Genomic DNA, 25,654 nt, shown 5'->3' with positions numbered 1-25,654 from the left:
CATGTTAGACGGAATCTTGCAAGGACTCGGCACTGCACTGCTGCCGGTCAACCTGATGATGGTGGTGCTTGGCTGCTTCATCGGCACCTTTATCGGCATGTTGCCGGGCCTTGGCCCGGTCACCGCCATCGCCCTGATGATCCCCATCACCTATGGCCTGGATCCCTCCTCCGGCATCATCCTGATGGCCGGCGTCTATTACGGCGCCATCTTCGGGGGATCCACCTCCTCCATCCTGATCAACGCCCCCGGCTGCTCCGCCACCGTGGTCACCGCCTTCGACGGCTACCCCCTGGCCTGCAAGGGACAGGCGGGCAAGGCGCTGGCCATCGCCGCCTACGCCTCCTTCACCGGCGGCACCCTCTCAGCCATCATGCTGATGGTGGCGGCGCCGCTGCTGGCCAAGGTCTCCCTCGCCTTCCAGTCGGCAGACTACTTCGCACTCATGGTGCTGGGGCTCTCCGCCGTGGCGGCCTTTGCCGGCAAGGGGCAGGTGCTCAAGGCGCTGATCATGGCGCTGTTCGGCATCATGATCTCCACCATCGGCATCGACCGCAGCGTCGGGGTAGACAGGTTCACCTTCGGGTTGCCGGATCTGCGTGACGGCTTCTCCTTCCTGCTGCTGGCCATGGCCACCTTTGCCCTCGCGGAAATCCTGATGGCGGTGCTGCGCCCCGGAAAGGACAACAGCGAGGAAGAGGCCAGGCAGATGCAGCAACTCGGCAGCCTCAAGCTCAGCAAGGAAGAGGTCAGAGAGATAGCGCCCCCCATCGCCCGCTCCTCGGTGCTGGGCTTTCTCATCGGCGTGCTGCCGGGGGCCGGCGCCACCATCGCCGCCTTCATGGCCTACGGCGCCGAGCGCAACATCGCCGGCAAGCAGCGCCAGGAGCAGTTCGGCAAGGGCAGCCTGCGCGGTCTGGCCGCCCCGGAAGCGGCCAACAACGCCGCCTCCACCGGCTCCTTCGTGCCCCTGCTGACCCTGGGGATCCCGGGTTCCGGCACCACGGCCCTCATCCTGGGCGCTCTGGTGGCCTACGGCATCCAGCCGGGCCCGCGTCTGTTCATGGAGCATCCGGACGTCTTCTGGTCGGTGATCATCTCCATGTATCTGGGCAACGTGGTGCTGTTGATCCTGAACCTCCCCCTCATCCCCTACCTGGCCCGGGTACTGGCGGTGCCGCGCCCCGTGCTCATCCCCATGGTGCTGCTGTTCTCCCTGACCGGGGTCTATCTGGTCTCCTTCAACACCATGGACATCCATGTGATGGCCATCGTTGCACTGATCGCCATCGGCCTGCGCCTGCTCACCTTCCCCATGGCCCCCATGCTGCTCGGTTTCATCCTGGGGGGCATGCTGGAGGACAACCTGCGCCGGGCCCTGGTGATCAACGACGGCAGCCTGAGCTTCCTGTGGGAGCGCCCCATCACCCTCGCCTTCACGGTGATCACCCTGACCATGTTGCTGCTGCCCGTCTGGCAGTGGTGGCAGGCTCGCCGGGCCCCCAAGGGGGAGCCTGCCACCAGCCACTGAATCGATGATCCTCTGCCACCTCTGAACCCTGACCATAACGCGCAGAGACCTTGATGCCCACGGGAAGCAAACCCTGATAAAAAGAGCGCCGAAAGGCGCTCTTTTCTTGTCTGAACAACAGGTTCCGGGCGACCGGATCACGGCTTGCGGTAACGCCGCTCCGGCCGCCCGACGGTGCCATATTCGAGCTCGGGGCTCGCCAGTTGCTGCCCCACCAGAAATTCCAGATAGCGGCGCGCCGTGGTCCGGCTCACCCCTATCCGGCTGCCTATCTCCTCGGCACTGGCGGCCTCCGGAGTCAGGGCCGTCAGCACCCGCTGCAGGGTGAGAGCATCGATGCCCTTGGGCAGTCCCTCTGCCGCCACCTGCTGCAACGGCGTACCGAACAAGGTGTCCACCGCCTGCTGGTCGATGTCGGCCAACGCCGCCAGGGCGGCGATGCTCTGACGGTACTTCTCCAGGGTGTCGCGCAGCCGCTCGAACACCACGGGCTTCAAAATGAAATCCACCACCCCGAGGCGCATCGCCTCCTGCAGGGCAGCGGCTTCCCGCGCCGCGGTGAGCAGGATCACATCCAGACTCGCCCCCGCCTGGCGCAGCTCTCTCAATAGCGAGAACCCCTCTCCATCGGGCAACCAGACATCCAGCAGCACCAGATCGGGTTTGAGGATCCCTATCTGCTCCCTGGCATCGAACAGGGTGAGCGCCACCCCCAGCACCTCGAAACCGGCGAGGCGCTGCACGAAGCGGCGGTGGATCTCGGCAATGGCGGGATCATCCTCGACGATCAGGATCTTGATCACTCACACCTCCTTGGGAATGTAACAGACGACGCAACTTCCCTGCGTCGTGGCTTCGATGGTGATCTCCCCCTGCAGGGCATCCAGGGTCTTGCGCACCAGGGAGAGCCCGATACCGTGTCCTGGCTCGGGCTTGCTGCTGACCCCCTGTTCGAACAACCTGTCCGCCAACTGCGGGTCGATGCCGCCAGCCCCGTCTTCCACCTCCAGCACCAGATCCTGCCCCAGATCGCTCAGGGAAACCCGGATGGGCTGATAGGGCGCACCGTGGCGGCGGGTCGCCTCGAAGGCGTTGTCGATGAGGTTGCCCAGCACCGTTACCAGCTGGGAACCGCTGACACGGGCAGGAATGTCGTGCAGACGGGCATCGGGATCGATCACGAGCTCAAGACCGAGTTCGTGGGCCCTGTGGTATTTGCCGAGCAGCAGCCCCGCCACCTTGGGTTTGGCGATGGCCCCCATCAGGAAGCCGAGCAGGGTCTGCTCGGTGGCCGCCTCCCGCCCGATGAAGGCGAGCGCCTCCCGGGTGGCCCCGAGCTCAATGAGGCCGGCGATGGTCCCAAGCTGGTTGTTGTGCTCGTGGGTCTGCACCCGCAGCAGATCGCTGTAGGCCTGCACCTGGGAGAGCTGGGCACTGAGTTCCGCCAGCTCGTCCTTGCGCCGAAAGCTCGACACGGCGCCGATCAGCTTGCCCTCGCGCACCAGCGGCAACCGGTTGACGATGAGGGACTGGCCGTTGAGCACTATCTCCTCGTCAAACTGGGGGGTCTGCTCTTGCAGGATGGAGAGCATGCGACTGCCCGGCAGCAGGTGACCGATGGGCTGTCCAATGGCGGCCCGGGCAGTGGTGTCGTCCAGGCGCAGCAGCTTGATGCCGTTGGGGTTCAGGGAGGTGAGGCGCCCTTGCTCGTCGATGGTGAGGATCCCCTCGCGCACCGTGCGCAGGGTACAGTCTAGCTCCGCATAGAGACGCCCCATCTGCTCGGGTTCAAAGCCGAAAATCGCCTTCTTGTAGCGCCGGGCCAGCCAGGCGGCGGCGACACTGTTGAGCAGCACGATGAGCAAGGTCATGGCCAGGCCGAAGCGCAAATAGTCCTGCAGATCCGCATCGATGTCCCGCACCAGATAGCCGACCGACACCACCCCGATGATCTTGCCCATCTCGTCACGAATGGGCCCCTTGCCGCGCACCGAGACCCCGAGGGACCCCTGGGCCCTGGAGATATAGGCCTCCCCCTGCAGGGCACGCTCGGGATCATCCCCCACCATGGGTTTGCCAATCCGGTCCGCATTGGGGTGCGCCAGGCGGGTGGCCTGCCTGTCCCCGATGACGATGTAGCTGGCCCCGACCTCGGCTCGGATCCGCTCCACCAGGGCATTGAGGCGGACCGTATCCGCCCGCTTCACCCCGGCAATAATGCCGGACTCTCGCGCCACCAGCCGTGCCACGTCGAGAGCCTGATCCCCCACCTCCCGGTAGCGCTGCTCGGCGACATAGTAGTAACTGGCCCCGCTCAGCAACACCAGTTGCAACAGACTGACCAGACAGAGAATGAGCAGGAAGCGTCCTTGCAACCCGAGCCTCATGCCTCCTTGTCGCCTCGCAACAAGTCGAGCAGCAGACTGCCATCGCGCAGGGCCTTGTGCACCTGCACCGAGGTGGGTTTGGTGGGATCTTCGTAGAAGTGGGTGGATTCAATCTGCAGGCGAACCAGGTACTCGGCGGGCAACTGGCTTGCCAGGGACTGGTGCAACATGGGGAAGAGCAGTCGATCGGCCCGGGTGATCTCCCCCCCGAGCAGCAGCTTGCCCGGATTGAGCAGGCAGATGAGGTTCGCCAGCACCCGGGAGAGGCGGCCTGCTGCCTGGTGCAGGATGTCCTGACACAGGCTGTTGCCGGCCAGCGCCAGCTCGCACAGCTCGCGTATGGTGACGCTTTCGGGCAGATCGAACTCCTGCATCCGTTCGCGCAGCTCCCGATATTGCGCCTCCAGCGCCTGATTGGTCACCAGGGTGCAGGCGCAGCCGAAGCCACCGCAGTAGCAGCGCTGGCCATAGGGTTCGAGCTGCAGGTGGCTGAGATCCCCGAGCAGAGCCGACTCGCTCTCCATGAGCTGGCCATTGACCACCATGCCGACCCCGATGTCGTTGTGCACGAACACCAGCACCGCATCCGAGCAGTTCCTGGCGGCGCCCCACTCCCGCTCGGCCTGGATCCAGGTGCGCACGTCGCCGCTCACCAGCACGGGTACCGAGAAGGCCTCCTGCAGGGTGGGACCGAGGGGCCAGTTGCGCAGATCGTAATAGGGAAAATGCTTGACCATGCCGGAGTGGCGCTCCACCTGGCCGGGCAGGCAGAGGGCGATACAGGCCAGACGCAGCGCCTTCTTGGGCAAAAAGCCCTCGATGGCCCGCACCAGGCTGGCCAGCAGCTCGGCACGCTCCGCCTCGTTGAAGACATGGCGATGGCGTGCCAGGGAGTGACCCGCGAGATCGAACAGGGCCATGTCCACATAGCCGCGCCCCAGGCGCATGGAGAGAAACTGGAAGCGGCGCTCGTTGATGCGCAGCAGGGTCTGGCGACGGCCACGCCCCACCGAGCTCTCGCCGCAGGTGACCACCAGGCCGCCGTCCAGCAGCTCGCGGGTGATCTTGGTGATGCTGGCCGGCGACAGGCCGGTCAGACGGGACAGATCGGTACGGGACAGCTCCTTGTGCTCCTCCAGGCTGGCATACACCAGGCCGTAGTTGAGCTGACGGATCAAATCGATACTGCCTTTCACGATCTCATTCATAGGGTTGGGGCTAACGAAAGGAACGAATGGCGCGATTTTCACACATTCTGCGCCGATCCCCAAATTTGCCGTCTGGAAATCCTGTCCAGACGGCAAAAATGTGATTAGTAACGGAAGCGGGAGACGAGTTGGCGCAATTTGTCACCCGTGCCTGCCAGGGCGCGGGTGGTGGTGCTGGACTCCCCGGACGCCTCGGTCAGCTCGCTGACGATCTGCTGGATGGCCACCAGGTTCTTGTTGATCTCCTCGGAGACCGCGTGCTGCTCCTCGGCGGCCGTGGCGATCTGGATGTTCATGTCGTTGATGGTGCCGACCGCCGCTACCATGCTGTCCAGGGAGCTGGCGATGTGGCTCGCCTCCTGCACCGTCTCCTGGCTGCGTGCCTCGCTGGCCTGCATCACCTCCACCGCCTGCTTCACCCCGCCCTGCAGGCGCTGGAGCATCTCGTTGATCTCCTTGGTGCTCTGCTGGGTACGGCCCGCGAGGGATCGCACCTCATCCGCCACCACCGCAAAGCCGCGCCCCTGCTCGCCCGCCCGGGCCGCCTCGATGGCGGCGTTGAGGGCCAGCAGGTTGGTCTGATCGGCGATGCCGCGAATGACCTCCACCACGGAGCCTATCTTGCCGGTCTCGTGGGCGAGCTGCTCGATGACCCCGGCCGCCACATGCACTTCGTCCACCAGCCGGTTGATGCTGCCGATGGCGCTGTTCACCACGCCGCGGGCCGCATCGGACTCGCGGGCCGCATCGCTGGTGGCGCTGGCGGCGTTGGAAGCGCTCGCCGCCACCTCCTGGGCGGTGGAGCTCATCTCGGTCACCGCGGTCACCACCTGATCCGTCTCCTTGCCGTGGCCCTGCATCTGCCTGTCCGCATGCTCGCTCAGGCTATGCAGCCGATCCACGGCCCCCAGCAACTGGTGACTGGTCTCCCCCACCTGGCTCACCACCGACTGGATCCGCTCGACGAAGCGGTTGAAGGCGGCGGCCAGCTGCCCCACCTCGTCCTTGCTCTGCACCTTGAGGCGCTGGGTCAGATCCCCGTCCCCGTCGGCGATGTCGTTGAGTGCGGCAACCGCATCCGCCAGCGGACGGGTGACCCGGTTGCCGATCACCACGGTGGCCGCCAGAGTCACCCCCAGGATCACCAGGATGAACAGCACCCCGGTTTTCAGGGAGCCATACATGGTCTCCTCCCGCTCGCTGCGCAGGGTTGCCAGCTCGTTGTCGATGTCATCGATGTAGAAGCCCGTGCCCACGACCCACTGATATTTGTCGAGCACCAGGTTGAAGGAGAGCTTGGGGGCATCCCGCCCGATAGAGGGCTTGTTGGTCCAGTACTCCGAGAAGCCATCTCCTTCCCGCGCCGACTTGATGATCCCCTGAATGAGGAAGGCACCCTTGGTATCCTTGTCCTGCCAGCGGTTCTTCCCCTCCATCTCGGGCCGGGTCGGCAGCAGCACGGTATTGCCCTGATAGTCATAGACGAAGAAGTAGCCGTCGCTGCCATAGCGCAGCGGCCGCAATATCTCCTTCACCTGCTGGCGCACTTCGGGACTGTCAGGCTTGCCGTAGCTGCCCTCGATGGCCGTCTTGGCCAGCATCAGATAACTGCTGAGCAGCGCCTTGCGCTCCTTGATTGCCCTCTCCCGCGCCACCACCAGATCCGATTCCAGATCGCTCCTGGCCACCAGATAGTTGCTGAGATTGACCACCAGGGCCATCAGCAGCACGGGGATGGCCCCCAGTAACAGGATCTTCTGCTTAAGTGTCATTGTGTCACCCTTTGTGCTGTGTTCATTGCTGCATGATGTCTGCCTAAACGGCATGGGAAGCTGGCCGAAAGGGAAGTGCGTTCGCTACAATCCCGCCACCTTTCATTATCGACCAGATGAGTTGACTCATGAACCTATGTCCTTGCGGTTCCTCTCTTTTTCTTGCCAAGTGCTGCGGTGTACTCCACGCAGGTCAGCCCGCCGCCACCCCGGAGCAGCTGATGCGATCCCGCTACAGCGCCTTCGTGCTGGGATTGGGAGAATATCTGGTACACAGCTGGCACCCGGACTATCTGAACGGGCTGACCGCGGCCGACCTCTCATCGACCGACACCCGCTGGGATGGCCTCGAGATCCTCACCAGCCAGGGCGGCCCCGATGACACCCTCGGCATAGTGGAATTCAAAGCCTGGTTCCTGGAGGGGGACGAACGTCACTGCCTCCATGAGCGCTCCCGCTTCGTGCGCCATCAGGGGCGCTGGGTCTACACCGACGGCGAGCAGGATCCGGCGCCGCTGCGGGTCGGGCGAAACGACCCCTGCCCCTGTGGCAGCGGCAAGAAGTTCAAGAAGTGCTGCGGCTGAGGTTTCCCCCAAGCCGCCCTCTGGTCAGCCCTCGGGCTGGCCTTCTTTTCCCCGCCATGCTTCCCCCTGCCCCGCCTCGACGGTGACGTGAGGTTCATCACATTTCGCTCATCCCCTCACACTCAATGAGCGTTTACGAACATTAATTTGGCCCATATCAAACATTTTACGTCGTGAAGGCGCCACACTGGCCTCATCTGGAAGAGATGAGACGGGCAAGAATGAAAAGAATCACCACACAAGTCGTCATCATAGGGGGGGGCGCCACCGGCGCCGGCATCATGCGCGATTGCGCGCTGCGCGGCATCGACTGCATCCTGCTTGAGCGGGACGACATCGCCGCCGGCACCACGGGCCGCAACCATGGCCTGCTCCACTCCGGCGCCCGCTACGCGGTGACGGATCAGGAGTCCGCCCGCGAGTGCATTCAGGAGAACCGCATCCTCAAGCGGATCGCCAGCCACTGCGTCGAGGACACCGGCGGCCTCTTCATCACCCTGCCGGAAGATGACATCCATTTTCAAACTACCTTCATGGACGCCTGCGCCCTGGCGGGCATCGACGCCCGCCAGCTGGATCCCGCCGAGGCGCTGCGCCTTGAACCCAACGTCAACCCGGCGCTGATCGGTGCCATCCAGGTGCCGGACGGCACGGTCGATCCCTTCCGCCTGGCCGCCGCCAACGTCTTGGACGCCAAGGAGCACGGCGCCCGCATCTTCACTCACAGCAAGGTGCTGGGGCTGCTGCGCACCCAGGATAGGGTGCACGGGGTCAAGGCCATCAACACCCGCACCGGCGAAGCGTTCGAGGTGGAGTGCCAGGAGGTGATCAACGCCGCCGGCATCTGGGGCCAGCAGATCTGCGAGTACGCCGATCTCGGCATCCGCATGTTCCCGGCCAAGGGTTCATTGCTCATCATGGATTACCGCATCAACCAGCTGGTGCTCAACCGCGCCCGCAAACCAGCGGACGCGGACATCCTGGTGCCGGGCGATACCATCTCCCTCATCGGCACCACGTCGAGTCGCATCGATTACCACAAGATTGACCAGCTCACCGTCGAGCCCGAAGAGGTGGAGGTGCTGCTGCGCGAGGGGATAAAACTGGCCCCCATCATGGCCCGCACCCGATTGCTGCGGGCCTACGCCGGCGTGCGCCCCCTGGTGGCGGTGGATGGCGACGAGTCCGGCCGCAACATCAGCCGTGGCATCGTGCTGCTGGATCACGCCGAACGTGACGGCCTCCAGGGGTTCAACACCATCACAGGCGGCAAGCTGATGACCTACCGGCTGATGGCCGAATGGGCCACCGACTTGCTTGCCAAAAAGCTGGGCAACAGCAAGCCCTGCCGCACCGCCGAGCTGAGCCTGCCCGGCTCGCGGGATCCGGAGAAGGTCTCCGCCCCCGGCCTCTCGGTACCCGCCGAAGGCTCGGCCCAGTACCGCCACGGCGAGCGGGTCATCGCCTTTTTCCGCGACAACCCCAAGGCCAACGCCCTCATCTGCGAGTGCGAGATGGTGACCGCGGGCGAGATTGAATATGCCCTGCGGGAGCTCGACGTGGACAACCTGGTGGACTTGCGCCGCCGCACCCGCCTCGGCATGGGCCCCTGTCAGGGGGAGCTGTGCGCCTATCGCGCCGCCGGCCTGATGCAGGAGTACGGCAAGGCCGACGGTCGTCAGGCCTGCATCATGCTGCGCCAGTTCCTGGAGGAGCGCTACAAGGGCACCCGGCCCGTGCTGTGGGGCGATGCCCTGCGGGAAGCGGAATTTACCTACTGGATCTACGAGGGGCTGTTCGGCCTTGGCGAGTGGACGGCCCCCCACCTGGTGAGCGAGCCCCCCTTCCCGCTCGATGCCAGCACCGCAAATTCCACCAAGGAGCGCAGCCATGAAATTTGACAGCATCGTGATCGGCGGCGGCATGGCGGGCCTCTCGGCGGCCCTGCGCCTGGCCGAGGCCGGCCAGAAGACCCTGCTGATGGCCTCCGGCCAGAGCGCCCTGCACTTCTCCTCCGGCTCGGTGGATCTGCTGGAGAGCGAGGGAGATCCCCGCGCCGCCCTACCCGCCTTCATGGCGGCCCATCCGGATCACCCCTACAGCAAAGTAGGCATGCAGAATATCGAGGGGAGTCTGGCCGATCTGCAACGCCACTGCGCAGAAGAGGGGCTGCCCCTGATGCGCCAGGAGCACAACCACCATCGCCTGACCCCCATCGGCACCCTGAAATCCACCTGGCTCTCCCCCGACACTTGTGCCTGCGTGACTGATGCCCCCGCTCCCGACGCCATCCTGCTCGCCACCCTGGAAGGGTTTCGCGATTTTCACCCGGCGCTCGCGGCGGCGAATCTCGCGACCCACGCCCGTTTTGCCCACAGCCGCATCCTGACCGGGGAAATTCGCCTGCCCCAGCTCGCCCAGTTCAGCCGCAATCCCCACGAGTTTCGCTCCGCCGACATCGCCCGCCTGTTCGACAAGCAGGGGCCTGGCCAGCAGGACCTGCTGGCGGATCTGGCCCGCGAGATCAGCCGCATGGTGCAGGAATGCGGCGTGCCCGGCTGTCGCCATATCGTGCTGCCCGCCTGCCTGTCGCTGGGGCTGGTCGGCCCGCGTCTGAGCGAGCTGGAACGGCGCACCGGCTGCACAATCAAGGAGGTGGCCACCATGCCGCCGTCGCTTATCGGCATGCGGATGCAGGAGGCCCTCAAGCGCCGCTTCATGGCCCTTGGCGGCACCTTCCTCACCAGCGAGCGGGTGCTGGGCGCCCGCTATGACGGCGACAAGGTGATCGGGGTGCACAGCCAGAATGGCGACGATCAGCTGTTCGAGGCGGACCACTTCGTGCTCGCCTCCGGCAGCTTCTTCAGCCGCGGACTGGAGTCGCGCCTCGGAGGCATTCGTGAACCCATCTTCGATGCCGACGTACTGAGCCTTGCCGAGCGCGACGCCTGGGCCGGTCGCCGCCTGTTCGACCACCACCCCTTCATGGGCTTCGGGGTCAAGACCGACGAGCGGCTGCGGGTGCTGCGCGGCGGCAGGCCCCTCACCAACCTTTACGGCGCGGGCAGCGTGCTGGCGCACTATGACCCCATTAAAGAAGGTTCCGGCTCCGGCGTGGCCGTTGCCACCGGCTGGCAAGCCGCTGGCCATATTCTGGCGGAGGGCTGAGATGAATCACATATTCCCACCCCAACGACACAGCGTGCTGGCCCACGACGATGCCCAATCCATGGAGGGCTCTGGCTCAGGTGTCGCGGTCGCCACCGGCTGGCAGGTCGCCGGTCACATTTTGAGTTCAGCCCAATGATGATTTCGCCCCATATCCCGTGCCTTCAACCCCAACGGGAGGAGAACTGACATGCTACTGGATCATGCCAACCAGACTTTCGATCAGTGCATCAAATGCACCGTCTGTACCGCCTACTGCCCGGTGGCCAAGGCCAACCCGGCCTACCCCGGCCCCAAGCAGGCGGGCCCGGATGGGGAGCGGCTGCGCATCAAGAGCCCCGAGCTCTTTGACAACGCCCTCAAGTACTGCACCAACTGCAAGCGCTGCGAAGTGGCTTGCCCGAGCGGGGTGCGCATCGGCGACATCATCGCCAAGGCCAAGCACCAGTACAGCGGCTTCAAACCGGGGATCCGCGAGTTCGTGCTCTCCCACACGGATCTGATGGGCAGCATGTCCACCCTGATGGCCCCGGTGGTCAACTTCACCACCGGCCTCAAGCCGATGAAGCAGGTGCTGGACAAGGCGCTGGGGGTCTCCTCCCACCGGGACTTGCCCAAGTACTCCCAGGGCACCTTCCGCGGCTGGTACAAGAAGCAGAAAACGACTCAGGCCCGCTTTGCGCGCCAGATCGCCTACTTCCACGGCTGTTATGTGAACTACAACCACCCTCAGCTCGGCAAGGAGCTGGTGCAGGTGCTCAACGCCATGAACATCGGTGTCCAGCTGCTTGCGCGGGAGAAGTGCTGCGGCGTGCCGCTGATTGCCAACGGCTTCATGGACAAGGCCAGGCAGCAGGCGGCCTTCAACATCCAGCAGCTGGAGAACACCCTGCTTGGCAACGAGATGCCGCTCTTGGCTACCTCCTCCACCTGCGGCTTCACCCTGCGCGACGAATATCCCCACCTGCTGGAGCAGGACAACCACAAGGTGCGGGATCGCATCTCCCTGGTGACCCGCTTCCTGTGGAACGAGTTCGATCGGGGCAACAAACCGGCCATGAAGCCCCTCAATCTGCACATCGCCTACCACACCCCCTGCCACCTGGAGAAGATGGGGGGCGTCATCTACACCCTCGAGCTGCTGCGGGCCATCCCAGGGGTCAAGGTGACGGTGCTGGACTCCCAGTGCTGCGGCATCGCCGGCACCTACGGCTTCAAGTCGGAAAACTACGACACCAGCCAGGCCATCGGTCAGGGGCTGTTTGATCAGATAAACCGGCTCAAACCCGATCTGGTCATCACCGACTGCGAGACCTGCAAGTGGCAGATCGAGATGAGCACGGCGTTTCGCTGCGAACACCCGGTGCACCTGCTGGCACGGGCGCTGGCCTGACCGCCATCCCCCCGGTCCGCCCATCATCACGTGCACCGGCTTGGAGGCGACACGCCCCGGTCAATGTCAGCGCCCCCTCTGGCCGGCATTGACCGGGATCGGCGCGGCAAGGCCCTGACGCCGCCCGGGCAGCCCGATGGGAGGCCCGGGCGGCGAATTCCTTTGGTTGTTTGAACCACCCACACAGTGAAAAGCAGCAACAACACCCACCCCGTTAAAATCCATCTCCCATTACCACCACCAGAAAACATCAAGCCAGCATATTCAGCCAAAAAAAGAGCCGGCATTCGCCGGCTCTTTGCATCATCTCACCCCATCAGGGGTGCTGGATGATCAGGCTGTGCTGATCCAGCATGGATTGCAGGATGTCGTGAGAGGAGGAGCCGCTCAGGTTCCAGCCACTCAGATCCACGTCCTTCAGGGTGATCTGCTGGGTGACATTGCCATCCCCCGCCGGGGAGACCGACAGGCTCACGTCACTCAGGCCATTGCCGGTGCTGGTCACCGATGCCTGGAGATGACCCAGCAGGCCATCCACGCTGTTGTCGGTCACCCCCTTGAGCAGGTCCGCCAGATCGATCCTGTCCCCCTCCTGGGGACGGAAGTCGGTGATGGTGTCTATCGCCGGAGAGGCCGTCGTCCCCTCGTCGCCACTGCCCCACACGAAAAGATCGCTGCCGGCGCCACCGGTCAGGATGTCGTTGCCCTGACCGCCCCGCAGCACATCATCTCCCATGCCGCCCAGGAGGCGATCATTGCCGGAGGAGCCGAACAGCCAGTCCCCCTGATCCGAGCCCAGCAGATCGTGACCGCTCTGGCTGTGGATGGTGATGGTCTCCGTGGCCGAGCTCAGGGTGCTGCCACCCAGGCTGGATTCGGCACTCAGGGTGAGGGCATGATCCCCCGCCGGCAGATCCTTGAGGTAGATGGGCACGGACTGGTCCATCGGCAGCAACCAGTCATTGCCATCCGCGTGGCCGACGCTCTGGCCGTGCTCGTCCACCACCTGGGCGCTGCCGAGGTTCTGGATCCGCACCGACAGCTCACCCGGGGCCGGATTGACCACGCTGGCGCTGAGGTTGAGCGGCACCCAGGCCCCTTGCAACGCAAGGATATCGTGGGTGCCGACCCCCAGTTGGGGATCGTCCGGCTCGGCCGTCACCTGGATGGCAATCTGGGCGCTGTCGGTCAGGACGCCACCGGCACCGGTATTGCCCTGATCCGAGGTGGTGATGCTCAGGTTGTCCTGACCCCAGAAGTCCCTGGCTGGCTCGTAGTGCAGGTTGCCTGCCAGCAGGCCGTTGAGATCATCGAGCGACCCGACCAGGGTCACCACGCTGGTCCCCGCCCCCTGCACCGAGACGGCGCCTGCCGCCCCCAGCAGGGTCAGCACACCGTGCTCCACCCGCAGCACCATGGAGATGGGCGCACTGCCCGCATCCACGTCCTTCACGCTGATCCCGGTGAGCGACAGGGAGCCATCCTCTTTCACCTGCAATGAGCCCGGCACCTGGGTGACAGGGGCATCATTGACTGGCTCGACCTCGATGGGCAGCACGTCGGTATCGCTCAGAGGGCCACCGCTGCCGGTGTTGCCAAGATCATTGGTCACCATGGTCAGGGCATCCTGGCCATTGAAGTCCTGCTCGCCCTGATAGGTCACGCCCCCTGCGAGCAAGGCATTGATGGCATCCTGGGAACCGCTCAGCACCAGGGTGTTGCTGCCGCTGCCGCTCACCGTCACGCCACTGCCCGCCGCCAGTTCCAGGGTACCGTGCAGCACGGAGAGGGTGACAGAGAGGGGGCTGTTGCCCGCATCCACATCGCTCACCTGCAGCCCGTGAATGGTGAAGGGCTGATCTTCCTGCGCCACCTGAGGCGTCGTCGGCAGCTGGTTGACGGGGGCATCGTTGACCGGTTGTACCAGGATGGGCAGCACATCGGTGTCACTCAGGGCGCCACCGCTGCCGGTATTGCCCCGATCGTCCGTCACCATGGTCAAGGCGTCATTGCCATGGAAGTCCGGGTCGCCCTGATAGGTGACGCCGCCCGAGAGCAGGGCATTGAGATCCGCCAGCGTGCCGGTCAGCACCACATCGCCGGTACCGTTGCCGGTCAGGGTCACGCCGCTCCCGGCCGGCAGGGTCAGGGTGCCGTGCTCCACCGAGAGGCGCACTTCCATGATGCCGTTGCCCGCATCCACGTCCTTGACCTGCAGACCCTGGATGACGAACGGCTCGTCCTCCTGGGCCACCTGGGGATCATCGGGCAGCACGTTGACGGGGGCGTCGTTGACCGGGCTCACATCGAGATGGATGGTGCCGTTCACTTCCGGGCCGAGGGCGCCGTTGTCCAGGCTCTGGGCCGTCACCTTGATCGCCATGGCGCCGTTGGCGTCATGGGTCACCAGCTCCACCGCGTCGAGCTTGCCCCCATCCGTGGTGACCTGCCAGCGGCCACCGCCGAGATCCACCACGGTGCCGCTCACCCCGCTCGGCAGGCGGATTTCTGCCCCGTCCGGCACCCCTTCCAGGGTGACGCGCACCTGCTCGGGCCCGTTCTCGTGCACATTGCCGGCATTGCCGCCGGTGGCCTGGGTATCCCGGGTCTCCACCCCCAGGTTCAGGGTGATCACATCCCCTTCGGTGCCGCTCGCCTGCTCCTGCATGTCGGTGATGACCGCATCCCCCACCGGATTGACGGTGACGGTGAAGCCCGCACTGGTTTCAAGGGGCAGGGTCAGCCCCTTGTCCAGGGTGAAGGCGCTCAGGGTCAGATCCACGGTGCCGCTGAAGTCCGCAGGCGGGATCAGGGTCAGCTTGGAGAAGTCGGTGCCCACAGGCACCTGCCACACCCCGCCGCCGTTGTTGACCGCCGGGGCGGACAGGGTGAAGCCATCCGGCACCCCCTTGATCTGCAACCCGACGATCTGCTCGGAGCCATCGTTGTCGATGAGGCTGGCCCCCAGCCCCCCCAGGCTCACGCTGCCATCTTCCTGGCCCGTGACGTTCTGGACCGTGAGGTTGGCCGGATCGTTCACCGGCAGCACCTCGAAGTTCACGTTGCCGCTCCAGCTCCCCCGATCCGTGCCCGTGGTGGCGGTATCGAGAATATCCACCGTCACCGCCAGCGGCACCTTGCCGCTGAAGTGTTCTTTGGGCACGAACACCAGATCCTTGAGGTCCGCCGGGTCGTTCACCGTGAGGGTGGCGACCGGCTGGCCGTTCTTGTCGAGGAAGTGACCATATTGAGGATCCACGGTCACGACCACCCACTCCACGGTCTCGAGACCGCCATCGGCCACCGAGGGGCTGATGTCAGCGAGCTTGACCGAGAGATCGAGATGAATGTCGGTGTCTTCCAGGTTGTCAGGCTGGCCGTCGCCGTTTACGTCCTTCACGTTCAGTTGCAGCTCGGGCAGGCCATCCGCCCCGCCGTTGATGTCCACCTCCGGGGTGATGGAGAGGGTGACGTCCTTCTCCACCATCTTGGTGTCACCGCTCACGGTGTCGGTGTTGACCAGGCGCACATTGAAGTGCAGACCGTCACCGGCATAGTCTTGCGGCAGGGTCAGGGTCAGGCGGTCGAGATCATCGAGGCCGCCCGGCAGCTTGATGAGGTACTCGCCGTTAACGAAGTCGAAGGTGAGCCCCTGCACGTTGACGCCCGGGGGGAGACCAGTAATGACGATGCTGAGCTCGTCATCCCCGCTGTCCGCCGTGCCCAGGGTCACCATCTGCTTGAGCTGGCTGCCGAAGTTGACGCCGTGATCCTCCACCCCGGTGATGGGGGCGCTGTTGTCAAAATCGACATCGGCGGCCACCTGGCCCGAGTGGGTCGCACCATGGAAGTCGGCACTGGCGGTGATCTCCCGATAGGCCGGGGCGCTCACATCCCCCTCGTTGTTGTCGCCAAGGTCGATCACCCTGGCGCTCACCTTGAAGGTGACGGTGCCGGTGAAGCCATCCGGCGAGCGCAAGGCGTAGCTGCCGAGGGCGTCATGGGGCACGGTCCAGTTGCCCTGGCCGTCGTTGATCCCCCCCACCACCACGAAGCCGGGGGGCAGATCGCTGATCACCAGGTAGTCGATGACCTCATCACTGCTGGGGTCCAGATCCTCGAACACGAAGACGCCGTCCAGCGGGATGTCGTGCCCGTCCGGGCTCTCCAGCTGACCGGTCTGCACCAGGTTGCCATCGGGCTCCACCACCGCCTGGATATCCACATGCAGGGTGCCGTCGATCACCTTCTGGGCAGTGGCGCTGGAGTCCACATCCACTTGTGTCACCGTGACATGGCTCTGGAGGGTGGTGTCCCTGTCGCTGTCTTCGGGCCCTTTCACCAGCAGCTGGCCACCGCCGAGCAGGCTTTGCAGCTCGGCGTCGCTCAAGTCCACGGCGCCGCCGCTCACGGTCAGCTGGGTCTCGACCCCGCCCACGCGGATCCTGACTTCATACCCGGGTTCGATACCGGACAGGCTGAGGTGGGTCACCTTCTCGGCGCCGTCGGTCAGATCAGGCTGCCAGTCGAGGACGGTGAACTGATCCTCCAGGCCATGGCTGGTCTTGGCATAGTCGGTGGCGTCGATGGCCGGCTCCACCTTGATGATGAGGGGCACGTCGAAGCTCTTGTGGTCGCCGTCGTTCTCGGTCACCACCACGTGACCGACCAGGTGCAGATCGGCGGTGCTGTTGGGGGGCGGCTGGATCTGCAGGTTGCCGAGGCTGGTCACATCCACCTGATAGAGGGGATTGTCCTTGTCATCGAGCCCGGCGAAGGTCAGGGTCAGCTCCTTGCCACTGCCGTCGAATACCTTGGCCCCTTCCGGCAGCCCTTCCAGCACCAGGTTGAGGGTTTCCGAATGATCGAGCGGGGTATCCGTCCACTCCCCCGAGGTGAGCTTGAAGTCCAGCGGTGCCCGGCCATCCTCCTGGATGGTGATGCTGTAGCCGTTGCCATCCTGGGTCCAGTCGGTGGTATTGAGATCGAAATGGGGTTCATCCACCACCCCCACCAGATCCACGTGCAGGCTCTGGCTGCCGGTCTCCTTCTCGTTCACCACGGTGTGGGTCTGGCCGCTGGCATCGGTCAGGATGGCGGTGTCCTTCACCACCCCCTTGATGGTGAGATCGAAATCGACGTTGCTGTTTTTGGGCGGCAGCAGCTTGAGGTCATTGATGCGGTCATAGGGCACCTCGTAGTAGCCGTTGGCATCCAGAGTGACCGCCACCCCACCCAGCAGCAAGGTGGCATCGGCGGGCAAGCCGCTGATGCGCACGAACAGCTGCTCGGAGCCATCTGTGGTGTCTCCCAGATGGGCGAGCCCAATCTTGCTGCCCAGATCGATCAGGGTATCTTCCTTGCCCTGGATCTCGCGCACCGTCAGCTTGGCGTCGTCCGCCAGCGGGTTTACGTTGACAATCACCTCCAGCGGATCGCCGAGGGCCGTCTCCTTGCCGGTCACCACCGGGGTCTTCTCCGTGCTCACCGGGGTCACAATGAGCTTGATGTCACCGCTGTAGTCCTTGCCGGGCACCACGGTCACCTTGTTGATGTCGCCACCGGCCACCGTATAGAGGCCGTTCGCCTCCGGAGTGAGCACCTTGCCATTCAGGGTCAGCGTGCCCTGGCCGGAGGCCCACTCTATCTGGTAGCTCAGGGTCTCGGAGCCGTCCGTATCGGTGAGGCCCGCCTTGACGTTGAGGGCGATGCCGCTGCTGTCCTCGTCCGCGGTGTAGTGCTGGTGCGTGTTGCCCGCATCCCACAGGGGTTTGTCGGCAATGCCCTGCACCGTGATGTCCAGATTGCCGGTCAGCACCGGGGGCTTGCTCCCCTCGGTGACCCCCACCTGCAACTGCACCGGGAAGCGCAGCGCAGCGCCTCCGTTGTTGTAGCTCGAGTAGTCGTGGTTTGGCACAAAAGTGACACCGGTGAGCTGGAACTTGTCATCGGTGTTGGCCACCGCCACCATGGCCGCGGGCGGCACCTCATACCAGGTCTTGCCCCCCTGGGTGATGGTGGTCAGTGCGACGCCGTTGAAATAGAAGGTGCCCTGGGCGTTGGCTGGCGCCTGGATAAGCAACTGCTCCACATGCTCGCCCCGATCGAAATCCCCCACATCCAGGTTCATGGTGATGGGGATCCCCTAGCTCGGATCGCTCGCCCCCGCATCCTCCTGGCCGGTGACGGCGCTCACGGTGAGCTTGCCCGCCTCGTCCCGGATGGTCAGGGTCAGAAGACCGTCGTCGGTATCTCCGTCGCCATCCACCAGGTGGAAGCCTATCTGCTGTACCAGGGTGCTGTTGCTGTGATCGATGCCCGATTTGGCGGTGAAGCTGTAGTCACCCTCGGCATTGATCACCAGGGTGCCGATGATCTGCCCCGTGCCGTCTGTCACCGAGATGGTGGTGTTGCCCGTGGCGGCGATGGGGTGCTCGGTGCCATTGATGGTCACCGCTCTCACCACCGCATCATCCGCCCCCTCGCTGGCAGTGGCCAGCAGATCGCCGGTCACTTTCGCCCCTTCATTCAGGGTCTTGCTCGCGTCCACGGCCACGGGTACGTCATCCTGCACGCTCACATGACCGATCACTTCGGCGCTCAGATCCCCGTCACTGTCCCGTGCCTGCAAGGGCAGCTGGATATCCAGCAGATCCTTGCCCTGGACGCTGTGATCCAGGTTGCCGGTCAGCTCGAAGGTGTAGCGGCCGGACACATCCAGGGTCAGCTTGAAGATGAGCTTGCCTGCACTGTCCTTGCCAAGGTAGACACCCGGCTGGCTGTCTGCCCCTATGGTGACCGCCTTGCCCCCCGACGTCAGGGTATTGAGGGCGTTGAAGCGGGCCACATCCAGTTGCAGGGAAACCACCCGGTCACTCCCGGCGGCGATCGTCACCTGGCCGATGGCAACCTCTCCCGTGCCTGACGGGCTGGTGCCCCCATGCTGGCCACTGCCCCCGTTGAGGTCTGACTCCTTGACGGTCACCCCCTCGATGGCGGTGATCACGGGATCCGCCGCATCGGTGATCACCGCCGTGGTGCTGCCGGTGATCACACTGCCGTCGCTGTCGGTCACCTTCACCGGCAGGCTCAGGTTGAGCTTGTCGTCGGCACCGTGATCCAGGTTGGTGTGTACCGTCACCTGGTAATCGAGGGTTGCCTGGGTGTGGGCTTCGATGCGCCCCGGCACATTGGGCAGGGTCACTGTCAGCACCAGAGTGCCGCTCGCAGTCACTGCCTGGAAGCTGTGGCCGTTGCTGCCCGCCACCTCTTGCCAGGTGAGGGTCTCACCGTTGTGGGTGATGGCCTTGCCACTCCCATCCACGACTTGGCCCGAGAGGGTCAGCCGCATGTCCACCACGGGATCGGAGTCCGCCGTGATGGTCAGGGTGCCGGTGGCATTCTGATCATCGCCGGTCTGGTTGTTGGCGGCGCCATCGAAGCGCCCTTCGCTCAGGGTCACGCCGGTCAGGGTGAGGGTCGGGTTGGCCCCTTCCGAAATGCGGATGTTGAGGGTGCCCGTGGTGCTGTCGTTGTTGCCGCTGCCCTTGTCGCTGTCGACGATGTTGAGCTTGAACGGCAGGTCGGTGGCGTTGCCACCGCTCTGGTGAACCCCCTCGAACAGGGTCACCTTGTAGTCAAAACCGTTGCTGGCGGCGTTGTCCAGCTTGCCCACCAGTTCGACCTGAAGCACCTCGACGCGCTGGCCATTGACTTCCACATAGCCTTTCAGCACCTGATTGCCCGGGATGCTGGCATCGCCGTCCACCAGCTCGTATTTGACGCTCTGGCCCAACGCGGTCAGCGCTGGTTGCTCGCTGATGTCGGCAAACGACACCTCGCTCACCCGATCCGAGCCCGCATTGACCTGGAAGTGGCCAGTGCCGGTCAGAGTATTGCTGCCGTCGAGCCCACGCTCATCCAGGCTCACTCCGCTGCCCGCCACGAAATCTGGCGCATGGCCGTCCTTGATGGTGAGCGGCAAATCGGTGGAGACCCTGTCACCATCCTTGTCGGTCAGGGTGACGGTGAGCGGCAGGTCGAGGGATTCGCTCCCCTGGTGATCCAGCTCGGCCCCCAGGGTCACCTTGGCGGTGACGCTCCAGTTGCCGTTGCTCTCCACCAAATCCAGCTCGGCCCGCAGCACTTCACGGCCGTCCGCGCTGGTCCCCACCAGCTCGCCGTTGGCATCCAGGGTGAAGGTCACCGGGCTGCCGTGGCTGCTGTACTTGCCATCCAGGCTGCCTTGAATGGCTGCGATATCGAACTTGAGGCTATCGGGCGCCAAGGCATCGGAACCGTGGTTCACGGTGAAGCTCATGGAGCTCACCACGGCGCCATCCCCCTGGTTAGCCTCCGTCATCTCGGCGCCGGTCACGGCGCCATCCCCCTGGTTAGCCTCCGTCATCTCGGCGCCGGTCACGGCGCTGATGACCGGATTGGCACCGTCGCCGATGGCCACGCTCAGGGTGGAGGAGACTTTATCTCCGTCACTGTCGGTCAGGGTAAAGCCCGCCTTGAGCAGACTGTCTGCGCTCCCCTGATCCAGCGGCTGGTTCAGGGTAAAGACATAGTGACCGTTCTGATCCAGCGTCAACGTGAAGACGTTCTGGCCGTTGACGGCGCCGCTGATGCTGTTGCCGCTGACACTGATGACCACAGGCTGGCCACCGCTGGTGAGCCCCTGCAGGCCGGGCTGGCTGGCATTGAATGCGATGTTGACCAGGGGATCGGCCCCGGCGGTGATGGCCAGATCCCCGGTGAGGGTCTGGGCTGCGCTCCAGTCGCTGTCCTCCACCAGGGTGAGGGAGACGGGGTCGACCTGGGGCAGCACGCCGTCGGTGATATGGATATTGAGGGTGCCAAGGTTGCTCTTGTCCCCGTCAAAGTCGGTGCCTTGCACCTGCAGCCCCAGGTTGACGCTGTTGGTGCTGACCGGTTGATCCAGCACGCCGTCGAGCACCACCTGGTACTTGCCATCCAGCCCCAGGGTCACGGTCAGAATGGTCTTGCCGCCCGCATCCAGCAGGGTGATGACGTTGCCGTTGACCTGATAGTGGGTCGGCTGGCCGCCGCTGGTGAGGCCATTCAGGCCGGGCTGGCTCGCCTCGAAGTTGAGCGACACCAGGCGATCACTGCCCACATTGACCGGCAACTGGCCATCCAGGGTCTGGCCAGAGGCCCCTTCCTGCAAAGTGACCCCGCTGTCGATGCCAAGATGAGGATCGGCGGCATCGGTCACATGGATGACGGTATCGCCCTTGCTGACGGTGCCATCGCTGTCCGTCACCTGCATGCCAACACGAATATCGAGCCTGTCGTTCGCACCGTGATCCAGGTTGGTGTGAGTCACCACCTGATAATCGAAATCCACCTTGGTGTGCGCCGCGACGCTATCGGGCACATTGGGCAGGGTCACGCTCAGCACCAGGGTGCCGCTCGCAGTCACTGCCTGGAAGCTGTGGCCGTTGCTGCCAGGCACCTCCTGCCAAGTGAGGGTCTCGCCATTGTGAGTGACGGGATTGCCGTTGATGTCCATGACCTGACCGCTCAGGACCAGGCGCACATCGACGATGGGGTCGGAGTAGGCCTGTACCGTCACCTTGCTCGTGATGAGCTGATCGTCGGCGGTCGCACCATTGGCGGCGCCATCGAAACGCCCCTCGCTCAAGGTCACGCTGTCGATGGTCACCCCGTTGACGATCGGCCTGGCACCCTCGCTGATGGTGATGTCCAGAGTGCCCGTGGTGCTGTCGTTGTTGCCGCCCCCCTTGTCGCTGTCAATGATGTCGAGTTTGAGGGGCAGACTCGTCTTTCCGTCCCCGCCGCTCTGGTGAACCCCCTCGAACAGGGTCACCTTGTAGTCAAAGCCGTTGCTGGCGGCATTGTCCAGCTTGCCCACCAGTTCGACCTGAAGCACCTCGACGCGCGCGCCGTTCACGTCCACATAACCCTTGAGGATCTGGTTGCCCGGAATGGCGGGATCCCCGTCCACCAGTTCGTATTTCACCTGCTGACCCAGTGCCATCAGGGGGGGCTGGGAAGCCGGATCGGCGAACGAGACCTGACTCACCCGATCCGACCCCGACTCCAGGGTAAAGTGTCCCGTTTCCGTCAGGGTGTTACTGCCATCGAGGCGGCTCTCGTTCAGATCTACCCCGCTGCCCGCCACGAAACTTGGCGCATGGCCATCCTTGATGGTGAGCGGCAAGTCGGTGGAGACCCTGTCCCCATCCTTGTCGGTCAGGGTGACGGTGAGCGGCAAGTCGAGGGATTCGCTGCCCTGGTGATCCAGCTCGGCCCCCAGGGTCACCTTGGCGGTGACGCTCCAGTTGCCGTTGCTCTCCACCAAATCCAGCTCGGCCCGCAGCACTTCGCGGCCGTCCGCGCTGGTCCCCACCAGCTCGCCGTTGGCATCCAGGGTGAAGGTCACCGGGCTGCCGTGGCTGCTGTACTTGCCATCCAGGCTGCCTTGAATGGCTGCGATATCGAACTTGAGGCTATCGGGCGCCAAGGCATCGGAACCGTGGTTCACGGTGAAGCTCATGGAGCTCACCACGGCGCCGTCCCCCTGGTTAGCCTCCGTCATCTCGGCGCCGGTCACGGCGCTGATGACCGGATTGGCACCGTCGCCGATGGCCACGCTCAGGGTGGAGGAGACTTTATCTCCGTCACTGTCGGTCAGGGTAAAGCCCGCCTTGAGCAGACTGTCTGCGCTCCCCTGATCCAGCGGCTGGTTCAAGGTAAAGACATAGTGACCGTTCTGATCCAGCGTCAACGTGAAGACGTTCTGGCCGTTGACGGCGCCGCTGATGCTGTTGCCGCTGATGGTGATGACCACGGGCTGGCCGCCGCTGGTGAGCCCTTGCAGGCCGGGCTGGCTGGCATCGAATGCGATGTTGACCAGGGGATCGGCCCCGGCGGTGATGGCCAGATCCCCGGTGAGGGTCTGGGCTGCGCTCCAGTCGCTGTCCTCCACCAGGGTGAGGGAGACGGGGTCGACCTGGGGCAGCACGCCGTCGGTGATATGGATATTGAGGGTGCCAAGGTTGCTCTTGTCCCCGTCAAAGTCGGTGCCCTGTACTTGCAGCCCCAGGTTGACGCTGTTGGTGCTGACCGGCTGATCCAGCACGCCGTCGAGCACCACCTGGTACTTGCCATCCAGCCCCAGGGTCACGATCAGAATGGTCTTGCCGCCCGCATCCAGCAGGGTGATGACGTTGCCGTTGACCTGATAGTGGGTCGGCTGGCCGCCGCTGGTGAGGCCATTCAGGCCGGGCTGGTTCGCCTCGAAGTTGAGCGACACCAGGCGATCACTGCCCACATTGACCGACAGCTGGCCATCCAGGGTCTGGCCAGAGGCCCCTTCCTGTAAGGTGACCCCGCTGTCGATGCCAAGGCGGGGATCCACACCGTCACTGATGGAGACAACCAGATCGGCGCGGGTCTCGTCGCCGTCTATCTCCTTGGCGGAGACGGTGAGCCCGAGGGAGAGCTGGTCGCTGCCCTGATGATCCAGAGGCCCATTGAGGGAGACGGTGACATTGCCGTCGATATCACTGCCATGTTGGCTGGCGGTCAGCTCGGCCTTCAGCACCTCGACCCGCTTGCCATTGCCATCCAGGTAATACCCCGTCAGCAGGCGATCGCCGGTGAATTCGAAGGTCAAGGCGTGGCCGTCGCTGCTGATGCCGCTGCCGTTGAGACGGGCCAGGGTTGCACTCTGATCCGCGAAGACGGCACTTGTTGCCACCAAGGGATCGGACTGATGGCCCACCACGAACTGGCTCTGTCCCACCACCGCCGCCGGATTGGTGAAATCATCCTCCGTGAGGCTGATGGGGGCGATGGTGAAGTCCGGCGGTGTGCTGTCCACCAGGTTGACGGTGAGATTGGCGCTCACCCGATCCCCGTCGCTGTCGCGGTACTCCAGGGCAAAGGGCAGGCTCAGGCTATCCTGGCCGTGATCCAGGCTCTGGTTCCAGACGATGCGATAGCTGCCGTCGTTGGCCAGGGTCAGGGTGAAGACGGTCACGCCCCCTGCGCTGGCGGTGAGGGTCTGGCCGCTGACCTGGTAGGCGAGCGCCGTCCCGTGGCTGGTCAGGCCAAGCTGATTGAGGGCACCTTGATCGGCGGCAAAACTCACCTGCAGGTTGCCATCAAGCCCGGCTCCGGTGTGCAGGGATCCGGTGGCACTCACCGGTCCCTTGGCGAGATCCGCCTCGGAGAGGGTCAGGGTATCGCTCTGACCAATGAGGGGAGCCCCGTCAATAACCCGGTTGCCCGCCAGATCCGTCACCTCGGCGCGTACCTCGTAGGGGCCCTGGATGCTGGAGAGGTCCAGGCCTCCCAGTTGCCAGCGGCCGTCACTGCCCACCAGGGCACTGCCGCTGAGGAGGGTCTGGCCATTCTGGCCAACCAGGGTGATGGTCACCCGCTGCCCCGCCTCCACGTCCGTGGTACTGCCGCTCAGGGTGACCTTGTCATGGCCGAGGATGCTGTCGGTATCGAGATCGTCGATGTCGATGGCGGCACGGGTATCCACCGTCACCGTCAAGGTGTCGCTGGCCCGGTTGCCCGCGATGTCCACCGCATCGACGCGAAAATCATGGGGGCCATCGGCCAGGGTATCGGGGATCTGATATTGCCAGTTGCCGTTGCCATCCACGGTGAGCACGGCCATCACCTTGCCTTCCAGGGTCAGGGTAACGGTAGCGCCAGGCTCCCCCTTCCCTTGCAGCAGCGGTGTGGTGTCGCGGGTCAGATCATCGGTCTGGCTGGTGCCGGTGTCGCTCTCGTCCGCCAAATCCAGGGTACATGGTGGTGATGGTGTCGAGCAGGGTCTGGCCGGTGTCGCTGGCCCGGTTGCCGGCCGCATCCTGGGTATCGGCCTGGATGGTCAGGGGGCCGTCCACCAGTTTGCCGGTGACGTCGCCGAAGTTTGCCTCCCAGACGAAGCCGGGCAGCACCACTGTGGTGGTGGTCAGGCGGTTGCCATCCTGATCTGTCAGGGTGACGGTGACGGTCTGGCCGACTTCCACATCCTCGACAAAGCCGCGGATGATGACGCCGGTCGCCTCGTCGGCATTGATGATGTTGTCGTCGGTCTGGGGCTCTGTGATGGTGATGGCCGCCAGCAGATCCTGATCTTCGGCATAGAGCAGCTCGTCGCCCGGCTGACGCGCCTCATGGCCGGTGTCAAACCCCGCCTCGGCCAGGGTGTACTCGCTGTTGAGATCCACCACCACGAAACCGCCGGCGCTGGAGCCGACCACGCCACCAGTGGTACCGGCCCCGGCGTTGCCCGCCGCCGTCTCTTCAAACAATTTGGTCGGGTCTGCCCCCTGGCGGATCGCCTCCTGGAGGCTCGCCAGCTCGGCATCGGCACCGGCGGGCAGTGCCGCCTCGGGCTGGGGAGGCTCGGGGCGTTCGCTGCCCGCCTCCGCCAGCTCCACCTGTCCGTCGGATTCGGTGAGCAGGCGCATCCCGGGCTCCAGTTGCATGCCAAGGGTCGCACGGCGCAAAGAGCCGTCCGCATCCATCACAAACACAGCGCCCTCCACCTTGGCAATAAGAGTCGGTTTATCGATTCGCAGCTCGGCCATATATCCT

The 25,654-nt window shown here is 64.5% G+C and carries 13 protein-coding genes; 6 read left to right on the top strand and 7 right to left on the bottom strand.

The genetic code is table 11. The features are described 5' to 3' along the window. Nucleotide 1 precedes the first annotated feature (1 nt). A complete protein-coding gene (locus I6L48_RS13125; protein ID WP_113070174.1) occupies nucleotides 2-1,531 on the top strand; it encodes a tripartite tricarboxylate transporter permease in 1,530 nt (509 codons plus the stop codon). 137 nt (nucleotides 1,532-1,668) lie between these two features. Here the strand turns inward: I6L48_RS13125 and I6L48_RS13120 are convergent, their stop codons facing one another. From I6L48_RS13120 to I6L48_RS13105, 4 genes are all read right to left on the bottom strand, one after another. Then, nucleotides 1,669-2,334, bottom strand: coding sequence for a response regulator (locus I6L48_RS13120; protein WP_113070173.1), 666 nt, complete (start codon nucleotides 2,332-2,334; stop codon nucleotides 1,669-1,671). After that, nucleotides 2,335-3,918 carry a sensor histidine kinase gene (locus I6L48_RS13115; RefSeq protein WP_113070172.1) on the bottom strand — a complete coding sequence of 528 codons (1,584 nt, stop codon included), beginning with the start codon at nucleotides 3,916-3,918 and terminating at the stop codon, nucleotides 2,335-2,337. After that, entirely contained in the window at nucleotides 3,915-5,126 is a 1,212-nt protein-coding gene (locus tag I6L48_RS13110) for an ROK family transcriptional regulator (protein ID WP_113070171.1), read from the bottom strand. Before I6L48_RS13110 ends, I6L48_RS13115 begins: the two co-directional genes overlap by 4 nt. 104 nt (nucleotides 5,127-5,230) lie before the next feature. Next, entirely contained in the window at nucleotides 5,231-6,898 is a 1,668-nt protein-coding gene (locus I6L48_RS13105; protein ID WP_010674921.1) for a methyl-accepting chemotaxis protein, read from the bottom strand. Nucleotides 6,899-7,026: 128 nt separating this feature from the next. Here I6L48_RS13105 and I6L48_RS13100 point away from each other — a divergent pair, with 128 nt between their 5' ends. The 5 genes from I6L48_RS13100 (at nucleotide 7,027) to glpC (ending at nucleotide 12,043) form a co-directional block, all read left to right on the top strand. Continuing rightward, entirely contained in the window at nucleotides 7,027-7,482 is a 456-nt protein-coding gene (locus I6L48_RS13100) for a YchJ family protein (RefSeq protein ID WP_113070170.1), read from the top strand. Between the two features lie 221 nt (nucleotides 7,483-7,703). Beyond that, a complete protein-coding gene (gene glpA, locus I6L48_RS13095) occupies nucleotides 7,704-9,383 on the top strand; it encodes an anaerobic glycerol-3-phosphate dehydrogenase subunit A (RefSeq protein ID WP_113070169.1) in 1,680 nt (559 codons plus the stop codon). Beyond that, nucleotides 9,373-10,650 carry a glycerol-3-phosphate dehydrogenase subunit GlpB gene (gene glpB / locus I6L48_RS13090; protein WP_113070168.1) on the top strand — a complete coding sequence of 426 codons (1,278 nt, stop codon included), beginning with the start codon at nucleotides 9,373-9,375 and terminating at the stop codon, nucleotides 10,648-10,650. Before glpA ends, glpB begins: the two co-directional genes overlap by 11 nt. Nucleotide 10,651: 1 nt before the next feature. Then, the gene (locus I6L48_RS13085; protein ID WP_162726192.1) at nucleotides 10,652-10,789 is read left to right on the top strand and encodes a hypothetical protein; all 138 of its coding nucleotides are present in this window, start codon (nucleotides 10,652-10,654) and stop codon (nucleotides 10,787-10,789) included. Between the two features lie 51 nt (nucleotides 10,790-10,840). Continuing rightward, a complete protein-coding gene (gene glpC / locus I6L48_RS13080; RefSeq protein WP_113070167.1) occupies nucleotides 10,841-12,043 on the top strand; it encodes an anaerobic glycerol-3-phosphate dehydrogenase subunit GlpC in 1,203 nt (400 codons plus the stop codon). A gap of 316 nt (nucleotides 12,044-12,359) precedes the next feature. On the opposite strand, the gene I6L48_RS20805 is transcribed toward glpC, so the two are convergent. From I6L48_RS20805 to I6L48_RS13060, 3 genes are read right to left on the bottom strand one after another with little or no spacing between them, the layout of a single operon-like run. After that, on the bottom strand, nucleotides 12,360-18,173 hold the full coding sequence (locus tag I6L48_RS20805; protein ID WP_254203215.1) for a type I secretion C-terminal target domain-containing protein: 5,814 nt from the start codon (nucleotides 18,171-18,173) through the stop codon (nucleotides 12,360-12,362). Nucleotides 18,174-18,188: 15 nt separating this feature from the next. Continuing rightward, complete coding sequence (locus I6L48_RS20800; RefSeq protein ID WP_254203214.1) at nucleotides 18,189-24,848, bottom strand: Ig-like domain-containing protein; 6,660 nt, start codon at nucleotides 24,846-24,848, stop codon at nucleotides 18,189-18,191. Beyond that, a complete protein-coding gene (locus tag I6L48_RS13060; RefSeq protein WP_216987313.1) occupies nucleotides 24,808-25,647 on the bottom strand; it encodes a retention module-containing protein in 840 nt (279 codons plus the stop codon). Before I6L48_RS13060 ends, I6L48_RS20800 begins: the two co-directional genes overlap by 41 nt. Nucleotides 25,648-25,654 lie beyond the last annotated feature (7 nt).

The sequence above is a fragment of the Aeromonas sp. FDAARGOS 1418 genome, from assembly GCF_019048585.1.
GTDB lineage: Bacteria > Pseudomonadota > Gammaproteobacteria > Enterobacterales > Aeromonadaceae > Aeromonas > Aeromonas caviae.
Note: the sequence above shows the minus strand (reverse complement) of the source record. Positions and strands in the feature narration are given on the sequence as shown.